Origin of the sequence: Dyella acidiphila, from assembly GCF_014863405.1 — a bacterium.
Lineage (GTDB): Bacteria > Pseudomonadota > Gammaproteobacteria > Xanthomonadales > Rhodanobacteraceae > Dyella_B > Dyella_B acidiphila.
Window position 1 is genome coordinate 213,424 of the sequence record NZ_JACZZA010000004.1, and the last position, 16,392, is coordinate 229,815.

At 65.7% G+C, this 16,392-nt stretch carries 16 protein-coding genes; 10 read left to right on the plus strand and 6 right to left on the minus strand.

The features are described from left to right. Positions 1-2 precede the first annotated feature (2 nt). The 4 genes from nudE (at position 3) to IGX34_RS09240 (ending at position 3,266) form a co-directional block, all read left to right on the plus strand. On the plus strand, positions 3-563 hold the full coding sequence (nudE, locus tag IGX34_RS09225) for an ADP compounds hydrolase NudE (RefSeq protein WP_192555425.1): 561 nt from the start codon (positions 3-5) through the stop codon (positions 561-563). Further along, positions 560-1,381, plus strand: a complete 822-nt coding sequence (gene cysQ, locus IGX34_RS09230; RefSeq protein WP_338015444.1) for a 3'(2'),5'-bisphosphate nucleotidase CysQ — start codon at positions 560-562, stop codon at positions 1,379-1,381. Before nudE ends, cysQ begins: the two co-directional genes overlap by 4 nt. A gap of 110 nt (positions 1,382-1,491) precedes the next feature. Continuing rightward, positions 1,492-2,304, plus strand: a complete 813-nt coding sequence (gene mazG / locus IGX34_RS09235; protein WP_192555426.1) for a nucleoside triphosphate pyrophosphohydrolase — start codon at positions 1,492-1,494, stop codon at positions 2,302-2,304. A gap of 185 nt (positions 2,305-2,489) precedes the next feature. After that, entirely contained in the window at positions 2,490-3,266 is a 777-nt protein-coding gene (locus tag IGX34_RS09240; protein WP_192555427.1) for a DUF4097 family beta strand repeat-containing protein, read from the plus strand. A 43-nt stretch (positions 3,267-3,309) separates the two neighbouring features. On the opposite strand, the gene IGX34_RS09245 is transcribed toward IGX34_RS09240, so the two are convergent. Genes IGX34_RS09245 through IGX34_RS09260 form a run of 4 tightly spaced genes read right to left on the minus strand, consistent with a single transcriptional unit; the run spans position 3,310 to position 8,313 of the window. After that, positions 3,310-4,428 (minus strand): SLC13 family permease, encoded by a 1,119-nt coding sequence (locus tag IGX34_RS09245; RefSeq protein ID WP_192555428.1) that lies wholly within the window; start codon positions 4,426-4,428, stop codon positions 3,310-3,312. Positions 4,429-4,459: 31 nt separating this feature from the next. After that, positions 4,460-5,089 carry a glutathione S-transferase family protein gene (locus tag IGX34_RS09250; RefSeq protein ID WP_192555429.1) on the minus strand — a complete coding sequence of 210 codons (630 nt, stop codon included), beginning with the start codon at positions 5,087-5,089 and terminating at the stop codon, positions 4,460-4,462. A gap of 57 nt (positions 5,090-5,146) precedes the next feature. Then, positions 5,147-7,630: an ABC transporter permease gene (locus tag IGX34_RS09255; RefSeq protein WP_192555430.1), complete on the minus strand. Its 2,484-nt coding sequence runs from the start codon at positions 7,628-7,630 to the stop codon at positions 5,147-5,149. Continuing rightward, positions 7,627-8,313, minus strand: coding sequence for an ABC transporter ATP-binding protein (locus tag IGX34_RS09260; RefSeq protein ID WP_192555431.1), 687 nt, complete (start codon positions 8,311-8,313; stop codon positions 7,627-7,629). The genes IGX34_RS09255 and IGX34_RS09260 overlap by 4 nt, the downstream gene beginning before the upstream one ends. Here IGX34_RS09260 and IGX34_RS09265 point away from each other — a divergent pair. The 3 genes from IGX34_RS09265 to IGX34_RS09275 all read left to right on the plus strand — a co-directional run bounded on the left by IGX34_RS09265 (position 8,312) and on the right by IGX34_RS09275 (position 10,760). After that, a complete protein-coding gene (locus IGX34_RS09265) occupies positions 8,312-8,929 on the plus strand; it encodes an arylesterase (RefSeq protein ID WP_192555432.1) in 618 nt (205 codons plus the stop codon). The genes IGX34_RS09260 and IGX34_RS09265 overlap by 2 nt on opposite strands. Positions 8,930-9,032: 103 nt before the next feature. Then, positions 9,033-9,764: a response regulator transcription factor gene (locus IGX34_RS09270; protein ID WP_192555433.1), complete on the plus strand. Its 732-nt coding sequence runs from the start codon at positions 9,033-9,035 to the stop codon at positions 9,762-9,764. 75 nt (positions 9,765-9,839) lie between these two features. Further along, complete coding sequence (locus tag IGX34_RS09275; protein ID WP_225737340.1) at positions 9,840-10,760, plus strand: sensor histidine kinase; 921 nt, start codon at positions 9,840-9,842, stop codon at positions 10,758-10,760. A gap of 492 nt (positions 10,761-11,252) precedes the next feature. On the opposite strand, the gene IGX34_RS22350 is transcribed toward IGX34_RS09275, so the two are convergent. After that, entirely contained in the window at positions 11,253-12,608 is a 1,356-nt protein-coding gene (locus tag IGX34_RS22350; RefSeq protein WP_192555435.1) for a 3-oxoacid CoA-transferase, read from the minus strand. A gap of 202 nt (positions 12,609-12,810) precedes the next feature. Between IGX34_RS22350 and IGX34_RS09285 the strand changes: the two genes are divergently transcribed. The 3 genes from IGX34_RS09285 to IGX34_RS09295 are packed head-to-tail and all read left to right on the plus strand — an operon-like array spanning position 12,811 to position 15,780. Beyond that, positions 12,811-13,182: a BlaI/MecI/CopY family transcriptional regulator gene (locus tag IGX34_RS09285; RefSeq protein ID WP_192555436.1), complete on the plus strand. Its 372-nt coding sequence runs from the start codon at positions 12,811-12,813 to the stop codon at positions 13,180-13,182. After that, entirely contained in the window at positions 13,169-14,689 is a 1,521-nt protein-coding gene (locus IGX34_RS09290; protein WP_192555437.1) for a M56 family metallopeptidase, read from the plus strand. Before IGX34_RS09285 ends, IGX34_RS09290 begins: the two co-directional genes overlap by 14 nt. A 50-nt stretch (positions 14,690-14,739) precedes the next feature. Then, positions 14,740-15,780 (plus strand): isoaspartyl peptidase/L-asparaginase family protein, encoded by a 1,041-nt coding sequence (locus IGX34_RS09295; protein ID WP_192555438.1) that lies wholly within the window; start codon positions 14,740-14,742, stop codon positions 15,778-15,780. Positions 15,781-15,804: 24 nt separating this feature from the next. Here the strand turns inward: IGX34_RS09295 and IGX34_RS09300 are convergent, their stop codons facing one another. Further along, positions 15,805-16,392: a response regulator transcription factor gene (locus IGX34_RS09300; protein WP_192555439.1), complete on the minus strand. Its 588-nt coding sequence runs from the start codon at positions 16,390-16,392 to the stop codon at positions 15,805-15,807.

Consider the following 16,392-nt stretch of genomic DNA (forward strand, 5'->3'; position numbering starts at 1 on the left):
CGATGCCTCCACGCTACCCCATCATCCACGCCAAGCAGGATTCCGATGCCAGCAGCTTCCTGCGCGTGGAAAAAATCGATCTCGAATTCTCCAACGGCGAGCATCGCACCTACGAGCGGCTGAAAGGCAGCGGCCTGGGCGCAGTGATCATCGTGCCGATGATCGACGAGCAGACGGTGTTGCTGGTGCGCGAATACGGCGTCGGCGTGGAGCGCTACGAGCTGGGCCTGCCCAAGGGGCGGCTCGACCGCGACGAAACGGTCGAGCAGGGCGCCAACCGCGAGTTGAAGGAAGAAGTCGGCTACGGCGCGCGTTCGCTGAAAATCCTGCACAACCTGTCGCTGTCGCCGTCCTACATGACGCATATGGCGCACGTGGTGCTGGCGCAGGATCTCTATCCCGAAAAACTGGTCGGCGACGAGCCCGAGCCGCTCGAAGTAGTGCCCTGGAAGCTGGCCGACCTGCATACCCTGGTCTCGCGTGACGATGTCACCGAAGGCCGCTCCATCGCCGCGCTGTTCCTGGCGCGCGAATACCTCGCCGGACGATTGCAACGAACGTGAGCGACACTCCCGATCATCCCCTGCTGCTTGAGATCGGCCTGCTGGCGCGCCGCGCCGGCGAGGCCATCATGGCCATCTACCGCGAAGACTTCGACGTCGAGCTGAAGGAAGACCGCTCGCCGCTCACGGCGGCTGACCTGGCTGCGCAAAACGTGATTGCCGCCGGCCTGGCGCAGCTCGATCCGGTGCTGCCGCTGGTATCGGAAGAAGCCAGCCAGCTGCCGTGGGAACAGCGCCGCAGCTGGTCGCGCTACTGGCTGGTGGATCCGCTCGACGGCACCCGCGAATTCATCAAGCGCAATGGCGAATTCACCGTCAATATCGCGCTGATCGACGCGGGCGAACCGGTGCTGGGCGTGGTGCTGGCGCCGGTCACGGAGGAACTGTTCGTCGCCGCGCGCGGGCATGGCGCCTGGTGGCAGGTGCAGGCCGGGGCCGAATGGGAACGCATTTCCACCCGCGAGCTGGCCAATCCGCCGGTGGCCGCCGGCAGCCGGTCGCATGGCGGCGAAGGCGAGGCGGCGCTACGCCGCTTGCTGGGCGATGAATTCCGCCTGCAGCCGCTGGGTTCCTCGCTGAAGTTCTGCCTGCTGGCGCGCGGCGCCGCCGATGTCTACCTGCGCCGCGGCCCGACCAGCGAATGGGATACCGCCGCCGCGCAATGCGTGCTCGAAGAAGCCGGCGGTGCGGTGCTCGATCTCAGTGGCCGGCCGCTGCGCTACAACCGCGGCGAATCGCTGCTCAATCCTGAATTCCTCGCCGTGGGCGACACCGGCATCGACTGGGCGGCGCGGCTGCGCGAAGCCGGCCTGGCGTGAGCGCGCTGCGGAATATTGATCCCGTCACCCCGGCGCAGGCCGGAGCCTAGCGCCTGCGTTGAACGACACTGGGCCCCGGCCTGCGCCGGGGTGACGACTGGAAAGCCCGCATGAACAACGCCGCACGCCATAGCCTTGCCGACCTGCTCGCCATCATGGCCCGCCTGCGCGATCCCGAGCGTGGCTGTCCCTGGGACGTCAAACAGGATTTCAGCACCATCGCCCCCTACACGGTCGAAGAGGCCTACGAAGTGGCCGATGCGATCGACCGTCGCGACTGGCACGACCTGCGCGACGAACTCGGCGACCTGCTGCTGCAGGTGGTGTTTCATGCGCAGATGGCGAAGGAACAGGCGCTGTTCGATTTCGACGACGTGGCGCATGCGATCAGCGACAAGATGCTGCGCCGCCATCCGCATGTGTTCGGCGACGTCCGCTATGCCGACCTGGACGAGCAGAAGCGCGCCTGGGACGAGATCAAGGCGCGCGAGCGCACGGCCAAGGGCGAGCAGCACGATGACAGCGTGCTGGCCGGGGTGTCGCGCGGCCAGCCGGAATGGCAGCGCGCGCTCAAGCTGCAGCAGCGGGCCGCCACGGTCGGTTTCGACTGGCCCGGGCATCGGCCGGTGATCGAAAAGCTGCACGAGGAACTGGCCGAGGTGGATGCGGAGTTCGCCGCCGGCGCCGACCCGGCCCGGCTGGAAGACGAGATCGGCGATGTGCTGTTCGTGGCCGTGAACCTGGCCCGGCATGCCGGCGTGGACTTTGCCCGCGCACTGAAACACGCGAATGCGAAATTCGAGCGGCGCTTCCGCCGGATGGAGCAACTGGCCGACGCGGCCGGACAGGCCATGCCCGCGCTGGACCTGGCCGCACAAGAGGCATTGTGGCGCCAGGCCAAGGCCGAGGAACCCAAGCTTTAGGCACTTCCCGGCCCCGGGTTCGGGGGCCCTACCATGACCCCCAGGCCAGATCGCGCCCCATCATCATGCCGGTGGGGTAGGCGGAGGCGAAGATTGGACCCCATGCCCGGCACCGCCTGCATCGGCCCTTCAACCTTTGTCCTCCGATACGCATCTGAGCATTCGAACCACACCGGAGATTTCCTATGCGCCGCACCCTCGTTCTGTTGCCTTTGTTGCTGCTGTCGCTGACCGCCGCGGCGGATGAATGCCGTTACTCGGCACCGCGCAATCTGCATGACGACCTGTCCGGCGTGCGCGGGGTGCAGATCGAATTGCACAGCCACGACATGCACCTGGTCGGCAGCGGCAGTTCCAGCACGCTGGAAATCACCGGGCGCGCCTGCGCTTCTTCGGAAGCCGCGCTGGACAATCTGCAAGTCAGCTCGCATCGCGAAGGCGACCAGCTGATCATCGAAGTGGGCGGCGGCCACGGCGTCAACATCAGCTTCTTCGGCGTGTCCTACCAGGACCTGGACCTGCAGATCCAGTTGCCGTCGAGCATGCCGGTGACGGTCAACGACGGTTCCGGCGACGCCTATATCAGCGGCCTGAACCAGCTGGATGTGCAGACCGGGTCGGGCGATCTGCATATCCACGACATCGCCGGTGCGGTGAGCGTGAGCGCGGGTTCGGGCGACGTCGAGATGGTGCACATCGGCAGCCTGCGTTCCGGCTCGCTCGGCTCGGGCGATCTGAACGCGCGCGATGTGAAGAGCGACGTGCACATCGGCAGCGTCGGCTCGGGCGATGTGGCGCTCGATGGCGTCGGCGGCAGCGTGGAAGTAGGCACGCTGGGCTCGGGCGACCTGACGGTCAACAACGTGCGCGGCAATCTTACGGTGAGCGCGAAGGGCAGCGGCGACGTCAGCCATTCCAATATCGGCGGCCACGTCAACGTGCCGCACGATGACGACGATTGATCGTAATCTGGATTACCCCGGACTGGATCCGGGGTAATCCAGACTAGCCAAGCAAACGCATCACCAGATACACCAGCGGCGCGCACACCAGCAGAAACGGTATCGATACCGCATGGAACAGCCGCATCGCATGCGGCTGTCGCGCCAGGCGCAGGGCGATCAGGTTTGCCAGCGAACCGATCACCACACCAAAGCCGCCCACATTCACCGCCACGGCCAGTGCCAGCGCATCCGGTGCACGATCGAGCAACAGCACGGTGGCCGGCACATTGCTGATCAGCTGCGAACTGACGATGCCGCCCAGGTAGGTCGTCATCGGCTGCGTGAAATCGATCGCGCCCAAGGCATGATCGACCGCCTGCAAGGACGCGAAATGGCCAAGGCCGAGAAAAATCGCGGCGAAGGTCAGCATCAGCAGCCAGTCGATGCGCAGCAGGCTGCGCCAGGAAAGCAGGGCGAACGGCGCCACCAGCAGCAGGGCGCCGAGCGGCGCATGGCCGTGTTCCATCATCAGCACCATCAGCGCCAGGCTGATCAGCGACAGTGCGGCCAGCGATACGGAGATGGCGCGATCGTTCAAGCGCCCGGCTTGTAACGCCACGCGCTCGTCCGGCAGCCATAGCCAGGTCAGCGCCGCGACCAGCACGAACATCACCGCTGCGGCCGGCAGCAGGTGGCCTACAAAGCTCAAGAACGGCAACTGCGCGTGCTGCCAGATCAGCAGATTCTGCGGATTGCCGATCGGGCTGAGGGTGGAGCCGGCGTTTACCGCCAGCGCTTCCAGCACCGCCATGCGCAGCACCGGCAGGTTGGACAGGCTGCCGATCGCCACGGTCAGCGGCACCACCAGAAACAGGCTGACATCATTGGTCAGCACCATCGACAGCACCGCCGTCATGCTCACCAGCAGCAGGCCCACCGCGCGCAGCGAATGCATGCGCGCCACCAGCATGCCGGCCAGCCGCTGCACCAGGCCGCTGTCGCGAATGCCCTGGATGGCGATCATCAGGCCGAGCAGGCCGCACAGCGTGGGCCATTGCAGCCAGCGCTGGTAATGGCTCAGCGGTTGCGGATCGATCCAGGCCAGCACGATGGTCAGCGCGGCGAACAGCAGCAACAGGAATTCGTGCTTGAGGCGCTCGCGCCAGGTAAGGCCGCTCATGTGGCAGACGCCCCGTGCCGAGGGCAGAACCTCACCACGCGCTCAAGCCTTCCAGCTCATACAGCCGCTGCCAGCTCGGGCGCGCGCGCACCAGATCCGCCAGCCGCCGCAGCGCCGGCCATTCGGTAGCGGGCCGCGGCATGTTGCGCGACCAGCGCATCAACATGGCCAGCAGCAGATCGACGCCGGAAAACGTATGGCCCAACAGGTACGGGCCGTGCGCGGACAGATGCGTTTCCAGTTGCTCCCACACGCTTTCGATCTTGCGCTGCACGGCGGCGCGGGTAGCGGGCGAATGTTCCTCGGCGCCCAGCTCCTGCGGATAGAACCACAGCCGGTAGCTGGCCATCAGCGCATTGCTGAGGAACACCGTCCACTGCAGCCAGGCTGCGCGTTCCACCGTGCACGACGGCGGAATCAGTTTCGCCTCCGGATGGCGCTCGGCCAGCACGGTAAGCAGCGCGGCCGATTCGTGGAACGGCAGGCCGTCGATCAACAGGGTCGGCACCTTGCCGCCCGGATTGAGCTTGCGGTATTCCGCGCTGTGCTGCGCGCCCTGTTCGATGTCGACCAGTTCAAGCTGGTAGTCGGCGCCGATTTCCAGCAAGGCCAGGTGCACCACCATGCTCGCGGTGCCGGGTGAGTAATAGAGGGTGTACATGCGACGGCACCAAGTGGAGGAAGCCACTATCGTAGCGGCGGCTGCGTGCAGGCGGCATCACTCCGCCCGCAACAATCGCATCGGTGGCGTGTGCGTCACTTTGCGCGTGCCGGCCAGTCCCAGCAACATCACCACCACGGCGGCGAGCAGGGCGGCCAGCAGCAGCGGCACGGGTTGCGGCATGAAGTTCTTGATGTGGAACACGCTGCGTCCCAGCCACCAACCGCCCACCATCGCCCCCAGTGCCGCGGTGACGCCCGCGATCAGACCCAGCAGCGCGAACTCGCAGGCCGCCGCCACGCGCAGCAGACCGCGGCGCGCACCCAGCGTGCGCAGCAGGGCGGCTTCGTGTCGGCGCTCCTGCCCGCTGGTGGCCAGCGCCGCGGCAAGCACCAGCGCGCCGGCCAGCAGGCTGAAGCCGAGCACCCAGCGCACTGCACCGGTCACGCGCTGCACGATCTCGCGCACGCGGTCGAGCAAGGCATCCACATCGATCAGGCTGAGATTGGAATACGTGCGCGAGAGCTTTGCCAACGCCTCGGTATTGCCGCGCGGCAGGTAGAAACTGGCGATCCAGGTATGCGGCAGCGCCTGCGCGTGCGACGGATCCAGCAGCAGGAAGAAATTCACCTTGAACGAAGTCCAGTCCACGTGCCGGAAGCTGGTGATCTTGGCATCGAGCTGACCTTCGCCCACGTTGAAGCGCATGGTGTCGCCGAGCTTCAGCGCATACATGTCGCGCCACATCGTATCCACCGACACTTCGGCCTGCGCCGGATGCGCGACGAACCAGTGGCCGGCGGATACTGTGTTGGCCGGCGGCAGTTCGTCGGACCAGGACAGGCGCAGCTGGCGGTCGTTCCAGTCCTTGGTGCGTTCGTCCTTGAAATGGATGCTGTCGATCGGCTGGCCGTTGATGGCGGTGAGCTTGCCCACCGCCAGCGGCATCATGTTGAGTTGGTTGCCGCCCATGGCGGCCAGCGTTTTGCTGAAGTCGTCGCGCTGCTCGTCCTGCAGATTGAGCACGAACCAGTTCGGCGTGTCGGACGGCAGTTCCTGCCGCCAGCCGTCGAGCAGCGACGGCGCGACGATGGCGAGCAGCAGCAGGGCGGTCAGCCCCGGGCTCAGGGCGGTGGCCTGCACGATGCTCAAGCCGCGGCGACGCGCCAGCGCGGCCATGCCTAAGCGCAGTGCAGGATGGCCGCCCGGCGCGATGCGCCGGACGATCCATAGCAGCAGCGCAGCCAGCAGGGCCGCGACCACCGCTACGCCGCCCAGGCTGGCCGCGAGAATGCCGGCCAGCGTGGCCGAACCGCTGAGCTGCCAGATCAGCGCCAGCGCCACCAGCGCCGGCAGCAGATACAGCGCATCGAAGCGGCGCACACGGCGCGCCAGGCTGGCGCGGAACACCGCCACCGGCGGTACGTCTGCCAACCGCACCAGCGGCGGCAAAGCGAAGCCGACCAGCACGGCGATACCCATGCCTGCGGCGGCTAGCGCCGGCAGGATCGGCAGCACCGTCGGCACGCCGGCAAACAGCTGGCTGGCAAACATCCACGCCGCTTGCGATAGCGCCAGGGCAAGCAGCACACCGATCAGCGCGGCCGGCAGGGCGAGGCCGCCCAGCGTGCCCAGCAGCAGGCCGAATACGCGCCGGCGTGAGGTGCCCAGGGCCCGCAGCAGCGATATTTCACTGGTCTTGCGCCGCGCATAACGCTGCGCAGCGAGCGCGATGGCCACGCCGGAAAGCAGGGCCGACAGCAAGGCGGTGAGACGCAGGAAAGCACCGGCGCGATCGAAGGCGCTACGCATGCGTTCCTGGGTTTGTTCCGGGGTGATCAGCTCGCCGCCCTGTGGCAGGGCGGTGGCCTGTGCCCAGCGGTGCCAGCTCTGCACCGCCGCAGGCTCGCCTGCCAGCAGCACGCGATGGCGCGCACGACTGCCGACACCGAGCAGTCCGGCCTGCTGTGCATCATCCAGATTCATCAACGCGCGCGGCGCCATTGCCACCAGTTCGCCGCCGTCCGGCTGCTGGATCAATTCGCCGGCAACGCGCAGATCGCGGCCGCCCAACTGCACCGTGTCGCCCACCTGCCGATGCAGGGCGACCAGCGCACGGTGATCGAGCAGCACGCTGCCGCTGGCCGGCCCGCGGGCGGCTTGCTGGCGGCCATGGGCATCGGCGATCAAGAGCGTGCCGCGCAGGGGGTAGGCGGTATCGGTGGCCAGTACATCCAGCAGCTGGCTTTGCTCCTGGGCGAAGGCAACGCTGGGGAAACTTGCCGTGCGCGTGACGGCGAGGCCACGCTCGCGACCCGCCGCCGCGAAGGTGTCGGGAATGGTCTGCGGTGCGGAAACGCCGAGATCGCCGCCGATCAATTCGGCCGCGCTGGCCAGCACGCCGCGTTCCATTCGCGCGGTGAGCGTGGCGACGACGCCAAGTGCGACCACCGCCAGCACCAGCGAGGCGGCGAGCGTGCGCATTTCCGGCAGGTGCCATTCGCGGCGCAGGCTGCGCAGGGCGAGCAGGAGGATTTTCATGCCAGCGGTTCCAGCTTGCCTTCCTGCAGTTCCACCCGTCGCACACAGCGTTCTGCCAATTGCAGATCGTGTGTCACCAACACCAGGGTGGTGCCGTGGTCGCGATTGAGCGCAAACAGCAGATCGCACACATGCCGCCCGGTGCGCCGGTCCAGGTTGCCGGTGGGCTCGTCGGCAAACAGCACGCGCGGACCGTGCACAAAAGCGCGCGCAATCGCCACGCGCTGCTGCTCGCCGCCGGACAACTGCGCCGGATAGTGTTTGCGCCGCGTGCCCAGTCCCACCGCTTCCAGTGCCGCATGCGCACGTTCGCGCGCGTCGGCATGACCTTCCAGTTCCAGCGGCAGCATCACGTTCTGCTCGGCGGTGAGCGCCGGCAGCAGATGGAACGACTGGAACACAAAGCCGACCAGGCGCCGGCGCAGGTCCGCGCGGGCTTCCTCGTCGAGCTGCTCCAGGGCGTGGCCATCCAGCGAGATGCGCCCGCGGGTGGGCGTATCCAGGCCGGCGAGCAGGCCGAGCAGGGTGGTCTTGCCCGAGCCGGAGGCACCGACGATGGCGAAGCTTTCGCCGTCATGCACCTGCATGGCCACGTCGCTGAGGATATCCAGGCGCCCCTCGGGACCATTCACCGACTTGCTAACATCCCGGACCTCTAGCACCGGACGAGAACCACCACTCATGCGTCGTTTCCTTTGTCTGCTTGTTCTGCTTTGCGGTATCGGGGTGTTGCAGGCGGCGCCGAACGCGACCAAAAGCGTGCTGGTGCTGGGCGATTCGCTGTCCGCCGCGCATAACATTCCAGTGGAATCGGGCTGGGTGCATCTGCTGGAAGTACGTCTGAACGACATGGAGCCGGGCTGGACGGTCGTCAATGCCAGCATCAGCGGCGAAACCTCGTTGAGCGGGCGCAGCCGCCTGCCGGCCCTGCTGGGGCAGCAGCATCCGCGCATCGTGATTCTCGAACTGGGCGCCAATGACGGCCTGCAGGGCCTGCCGCTGGCCAAACTGCGCGACAACCTGGCGGCGATGATCGACGCCGCCCAGCATGCCGGGGCCAAGGTGCTGCTGCTGGGCATCGAGCTGCCGGTGAACTACGGGCCGCAGTACCGCGACGGGCTGCGGGCGGTCTACGCCGGGCTGGCACAGGAAAAGCACGTGGCCCTGCTGCCGTTCCTGCTGGAGGGGGTGGCGCTGAACCCCGCGCTGATGCAGGACGACGGCCTGCACCCGCTGGCGGCCGGCGAGCCGATCGTGCTCGATAACGTCTGGCAGCCGCTCAAGTCATTGCTGCACTGAGATTTTCTGCACGTTTTTCTAGCCTTGAATTCACGTTGCGCTGACACCGCTCCCGGTTAGCCTTCACAAATGTGAAGATTGCGCGGAAGCAAACGAGGCGACCATGAGTTCACGTGACGAGCATGCCGGTCTGATCCTGCTGGTAGAAGACAACCGCCAGATTGCGGAGATGGTGGGGGAATTCCTGGAGCGTCGCGGCTACTCCGTCGATTTCGCCCAGGACGGGGTCAGCGGCCTGCACCTGGCCGTTTCCAACAGCTACGACGTGGTGGTGCTGGACCTGATGCTGCCGGGCATCGACGGCCTGGACGTATGCCGCAAGCTGCGCTCGGAAGCGAAGAAATCCACGCCAGTGCTGATGCTGACGGCGCGCGACACGCTGGAAGACAAGCTGGTCGGCCTGGAAGCCGGTGCCGACGACTACCTGGTAAAGCCGTTCGAAGTACGCGAGCTGGAAGCGCGCCTGCGCGCCCTGATCCGCCGCGACCGCCGCCAGGTGTCCAGCGAAGTGCTTACCGTCGGCGACATGACCCTGGATACGGCCACCCTGCGCCTGACCCGCAGCGGCCAGGAGCTGACCGTCTCGCCGATCGGCCTGAAGCTGCTGGCGATCCTGATGCGCGAATCGCCGCGCGTGGTGAGCCGCCGCGATATCGAGCGCGAGATCTGGGGCGATACGCTGCCCGATTCCGACACCTTGCGTTCGCACCTGTACAACCTGCGGCGGATCATCGACAAACCGTTCCAGCGTCCGCTGCTGCACACGATCCACTCGGCCGGCTACCGCCTGGCCGACCTCGACTCCGAAACTACCGCGACCAGCTATTTCGCCTGATCCGCCCATAACATGAGACAACCGGGTGCGCCTACCCAACGCGCAGAGTCTGCGCGCGGGGGACTTCATCGCCAGTTGCTGCTGATTTTCGGGCTGCAGCTGGTGGCGCTCGTGCTGGCCTGCCTGATGGGTTACTACAACGTGGCGCCGATGGGCGCGGTGCTGCTCTTGATTGTCATCGTCAGCGCGCTGGCCTGGCTGGCGGCGCAGCGTCACTGGCGCCAGGTGCGCGCGCTGGCGCAATGGGTGGACAGCTGGCACGAAGGGCAGACCGAACTGCAATCCCTGCACCCCGACCACGCGCTGCAGCACGCCGATGCCGACGTGGCCGCGCTGGCGCGCAGTTTCCAGCGCTTCGCCAATCGCCTTGCCGGCTACAACGAACGCGAGCGCAACTTCACCCGCGATGCCAGCCACGAGCTGCGCAGTCCGCTCACCGTGATCAAGATGTCCACCGACATGCTGGCCGACGAAGCGGGCCTGAGCGATTTCGGCCGGCGTTCACTGGAGCGCATCCGCCGCGCAACTCGCGAAATGGAAGCACTGGTGGAAGCGATGCTGATCCTGGCGCGCGAAACCGATCCCGGCCAGGGCGAGCAGGATTTCGTGGTGAACGATGTGCTGCGCGACGAACTGGTCGACGCGCGCGAAATGCTCCACGGCCATCCGATCGAATTGCAGTTCGAAGAACCTGCCACCTTCGCGCTGCATGGTTCGCCGCGGGTGTTCGCGGTGTTGTGCTGGCAATTGATTCGCCATGCCAGCCAGTACACGGGGCAGGGCACGGTGCTGGTGACGGTGCTGCCGGGTGCGGTGAGCGTGTGTGCAACCGCCGGTGCCGATCACGATCCGCATCTGCCGGGCCAGCAGGGCTTCGAATATGCAATTGCGCGGAGGATCAGCGAGCGCTTTGCATGGGCGCTGGATCTGCGCGTGCAGGGCGGCAACAGCTATGTGGCGGAAATACGTTTCCCGCAGCCGCTGCCGGTGCATTGACGCCCTCTCTCCTGCGGGGAGAGGGTTGGGGTGAGGGGTACTCCTGCGATAAAGCTTCTTGATGCGTGCTTCGAACTTGCATCCTCGCAAGATTGGCCCCTCATCCGACCCTTCGGGCCACCTTCTCCCCGCAGGGGAGAAGGAAAATCTGTGTGGTGCTGGGCGCGTTGACTCCCTCTCCCCTGCGGGGAGAGGGTTGGGGTGAGGGGGCACTCTTGCGATAAAGCTTATTGGTGCACGTTCTGAACTTGCATCCTCGCAAGATCGGCCCCTCATCCGACCCTTCGGGCCACCTTCTCCCCGCAGGGGAGAAGGAAAATCTGTGTGGTGCTGGGCGCGTTGACTCCCTCTCCCCTGCGGGGAGAGGGTTGGAGTGAGGGGGCACTCTTGCGATAAAGCTTCTTTGAAGCGCGCTCCGAACTTGCATCTTCGCAAGATCGGCCCCTCATCCGACCCTTCGGGCCACTTTCTCCCCGCAGGGGAGAAGGGCAATCAGTGCAGCGACGGGTGAACTTCGAACGCGCACCCCGTCTTCGCCTTCACCTCATCCACCGTCACGCCTTCCTGCAGCTCGATCAGCGTCAGGCCCTTGCCCTTGTGCACTTCGAACACGCACAGGTCGGTGATGATCAGGTCCACCACCTGCTTGCCGGTGAGCGGCAGATCGCATTCGTTCTTGATCTTGGGCGAACCGTCTTTGGCGGTGTGCTCCATCAGCACCACCACGCGCCGCACGCCGCTGACCAGGTCCATCGCGCCGCCCGGACCTTTCACCATCTTGCCCGGCACCATCCAGTTGGCCAGGTCGCCGGTGCAGGACACTTCCAGGCCGCCGAGGATCGACAGGTTGATATGGCCGCCGCGGATCATCGCGAATGATTCGGCGCTGGAGAAATAGCTCGAACCCGGCAGTGCGGTGATGGTCTGCTTGCCGGCGTTGATCAGGTCCGGATCGACATGCGCATCGTCCGGGAACGGACCGATGCCGAGCAGGCCGTTTTCCGACTGCAGCGTCACGTCCATGCCTTCCGGAATGAAGTTGGCCACCAGGGTGGGAATGCCGATGCCCAGGTTCACGTAGAAGCCGTCGCGCAGTTCCTTCGCGGCGCGCTTGGCCATGGCCATGCGGATCGGGCTTTCCTTGCCGGTGTTGGCGCCGGCAATGGTGCGAAATTCGATGCGCTTTTCGTACTTTTCACCCTGGACGATGCGATCGACGTAGATGCCCGGCACATGGATCTGGTCCGCTGCCAGTTCGCCCACTTCGACCAGTTCTTCCACTTCGGCCACGCAGACCTTGCCGCAGGTGGCAATCATCGGATTGAAGTTGCGCGCGGTCTTGCGGAAGACCAGGTTGCCCAGCTTGTCGCCCTTCCACGCCTTGACGATGGATACATCGGCGTGGATCGCTTCTTCCAGCACGTATTCCTTCTCGCCGAACTTCTTGGTCTCCTTGCCTTCGGCCAGCTTGGTGCCATAGGCCGTGCGCGTGTAGAAGCCCGGGATGCCGGCGCCGCCGGCGCGCAGTTTTTCCGCCAGCGTGCCTTGCGGCACCAGGTGCAGCTCCAGTTCGCCGGCCAGCACCTGGCGCTCGAATTCCTTGTTCTCGCCCACGTAGGAGGCATACACGCGCTTCACCTGGCGGGTCTTCAGCAGCGGGCCCATGCCGAAGTCGTCCACCCCGGCGTTGTTGCCGACGATGGTCAGGCCCTTGGTGCCGGCGGCCAGCAGCGCGCCGATCAGGTTTTCAGGAATGCCGCACAGGCCGAAGCCGCCTGCCGCAATGGTCATGTCATCGAACAGCAGGCCATCGAGTGCCTTGGCCGCGTTTGCATAAACCTTTTCCATGAGGGTGCCTTCTAACGGGGGACAGATAGCTCAATAGGATACGACGGATCCATGGCAGCACATGCTGTACGAAGGTCGCAGGGCGCTGCCCATGCGTCGGCGTACGCGGCGGGGCGCGGGACGCGGCGGTGTACGGACCCGCTTGACAGTTATCGTTTACGTGCGTAAACATAATTGCGATTACACATGTAAACGGTGATGTATGTCGATCAGCGAAGCCGAAGCAGTGATCATGGAAGTGCTGTGGCGGCAGGCCCCGCGCAGCGCCGAGGAGATCCTGGCCGAAGTGGGCGAGCAGCAGGGCTGGCAGGAGGGCACGGTGAAATCCCTGCTCAACCGCCTGTTGACCAAGAAGGCCGTCAAGGCTGAACGCGATGGGCGGCGTTATCTGTATTCGCCCAAGCTCAGCCGCGAGCAGTACGTCTCGCATACCAGCAAGAACGTGCTCGATCGCCTGTTCGAAGGGCGCGTGGCGCCGCTGGTGGCGCATTTTGCCGAGCAGCGCAAGCTGAGCAAGCGCGATATCGCCGAACTGCGCAAGCTGCTGGAGGAGCTCGACGATGAGCAGCATTGATGCGTTCGCCGCTGCGCTGACCGAGCATGGCTGGCGCCTGCTGGTAGCTTTTACCGTGTCGGTGTCGTGCGTGTTCGTATTGCGCAAGAGCTACCGCCGCTGGTTCGGGGTGCAGCGCGCGGTCTGGCTCTGGTGGCTGCCGGTGCTGGCGAGCGTGGTCAGCCAGCTGCCGCATCCGGTATCGCCGAGTGCGGCGCTGCCGCCGCTGGTGTATTGGATCGCCCGGGTGCCGGGAGCGTTGCCGGCGCATGGCGCATTGCCGTTCATGCCGGACTGGCGCGTGGTCGTCATGGGCGTGTGGATGGCCGGGCTAGTCGCTGCCATGTTGTGGACCGGCATGAAGCAATGGCGTTTTCGTTCGCGCTTGCGTGATGCCACGGCGGTCGATGAGCTGCACCTGCCTTGTCCGGTGTTGCGCGCCGGCCGCAGCGATATGGGGCCGGCCCTGGTGGGTTTGCTGAAGCCGCGCATCGTGCTGCCGTCGGATTTCCGCGAACGCTACAGCGTGGCCGAGCGCCAGCTGATCCTTGCGCATGAAGCCACGCATCTGCGCCGCCGCGATGTCTGGTGGTCGCTGTTCGCACAAGGCGTGGCGGTGCTGCTTTGGTTCCATCCGCTGGCATGGCTGGCCCTGCGTGCGCTTCGCCACGATCAGGAGCTTGCCTGCGATGCCACCGTGCTGAGCACGCATGGCATGCCGCGCCGCACTTATGCCAGCGCCATGTTGAAAACCCAGCCTGCGGCGCTGCCGTTGCCGGTGGGTTGCAGTTGGTCATCTCGTCATCCACTTACGGAGCGCATTGCCATGCTGAAATCGTCTTTCCCCACCTCGCGGCGCAAGGCGGCCGGATCGTTGCTGCTGTGCGTGCTGCTCGGCACCAGTGCAGGTTTGGCCTACGCGGCCTCGGCCACCCCCGCGACCACCGCTGCACAGGCACGCTATCAACTGAGCGTACAAGTGATGCGCGGCGATCACACGCTGGCTGCTCCAGTTCTGTGCATGGCTGCAGGCCAGGTAGCGGAAATCCGCCAGGGGCAGGGCGCCGATGCCTGGCAGCTCGCGTTTACGCCGAGCGCGTCAGGCACCGGCAAGGTGAACGTGCACGTGACCGGCGACATCGGCGGCGCGCCGGGCGCCGCACATCTGGATGCCAGCGTGGCCGGTCCGCTGGGCCAAATGATGTCAGTGATGATGGGGCCGTCGAACGCGGATCCCGGTGCGGTGCATGTTTCTTTCACGCCGACCAGCGGCTGCGCGGCAGAGACCGCTGATGTAAGCGGCGGCAAGATCACCGTGCAGCTCACCAATGTCAGCGCACGCGCCGCGGCGCAGTTGATCGCTTCGCGCGCGGGTCTGAGCGTGAGCAATCCGCAGGCGCTGGATGAGCAATTGATCACCTTCAATTTCGATCACATGCCGGTAGCGGCGGCGCTGCAGGCCGTGGCGTCGATCGATGGCAAGCGCGCCAGCGTGAGCGGCGAGCACGTCAACATTCTCGCAAAGTAAGCTGGTTATACTCATCCCACCCCTTGGCATCACCGTTGGAGGGTGGTGGGATGAGCCATCGCCTATTTGTTGCACTTGCCAGTCTTGGTATGGCTACGATCACGTATGCCACCACGCCGGTGCTGGTCATTCATGGCGGCTCTGGCGTGATCAAGCGCGATATGACGCCGGCCAAGGAAAAGGCTGTGCGCGCCGCAATGAGCAAGGCCCTGCTCGATGGCTACGCCCAGCTCAAGGCGGGTAAACCGGCACTGGATGCGGTCACCACGGCACTCACCGTGCTGGAAGACGATGCCGACTTCAACGCCGGCAAGGGTTCGGTGTTCACGCACGACGGCAAGACCGACATGGATGCCGCAATCATGGATGGCGACAGCTTGCGTGCCGGTTCGGTCGCCGGCGTGCATCGGGTGAAGAATCCGATCCTGCTGGCGCGCGCGGTGATGGAACATTCCTCGCATGTGATGCTCAGCGGCGACGGCGCGGAAGCCTTTGCCAAGGAGCAGGGCATCGCCCTGGTCGATCCTTCCTATTTCCACACCGACCAGCGCTGGCAGCAATTGCAGAAGGCCTTGAAGGAAGACGCGGCCAAGCAGCCGCATGCGGATGTGGCGACGGCGAAACATTTCGGCACGGTGGGCGCGGTGGCGCTAGATAGTGAAGGCCATCTTGCTGCCGGCACGTCCACCGGCGGCATGACCGACAAGCGCTGGGGCCGCATCGGCGATTCGCCGATCATTGGCGCGGGCACTTACGCCAACGCGCAATGCGCCGTATCCGGCACCGGCTGGGGCGAGTTCTATATCCGCACCGTGGCCGCGCACGAGATCTGTATGAAGGTGTCGATGTTGAACGAGCCGATCCAGCGCGCTGCCGCCGAAGTGATCAATCAGGAAATCCCTTCGATGGGCGGCAACGGCGGCGCCATCGCGCTGGACAGCGACGGCAATATCGCGATGCCGTTCAACACCGACGGCATGTATCGCGGCTGGATCGGCGCCGATGGCGTGCCGCACGTGGCGATCTATGACGACGAGCCGGATCCGTCGAACCATGCGCAGCCGCCGGCCGAGGCATCGTCGGCCGATTAGCTTCTGCGCGTCGGGCCGGCGCGATCAGTCGGCCTGCGCAGGCCGCTCGCGTACCGGATGCTTGCTCAGCTTGCGCTGCAAGGTGCGGCGATGCATGCCCAGGCGGCGCGCCGTTTCGGAAATATTGCCGTCGCATTCGGTCAGCACGCGCTGGATGTGTTCCCACTCCAGCCGGCGCAGGGCCAGCGGCGCTTCGGGCGCATCGATCACTTCGTCATCGCCGGGCTGTGCGCTTTCCCCTTCGAGCAATGCGCGCACTACCGCATCGGCATCGACCGGCTTGGCCAGGTAATCGTGCGCGCCACGCTTGATCGCTTCGACCGCGGTGGCGATCGAGGCGTAGCCGGTGAGCAGCAGGATGCGCATGTCCGGCACCAGTTCGTGCAGCTCGGGAATCAGGCGCAATCCGTTTTCTTCGCCGAGCTTCAGATCGAGCACGCAATGGCGCGGCTGATGGCGGCGCGAGAGCGCGCGGGCTTCGTCGGCACGGCTGGCGGTGAGAACTTCGAAACCGCGGGAGGTGAGGGCCCGGCTGAGTACACGTACAAAGGTGGCGTCGTCGTCCACGATCAACAGTGGACGGGTGCTGCTTGCCTGATTCGGGGGGATCAT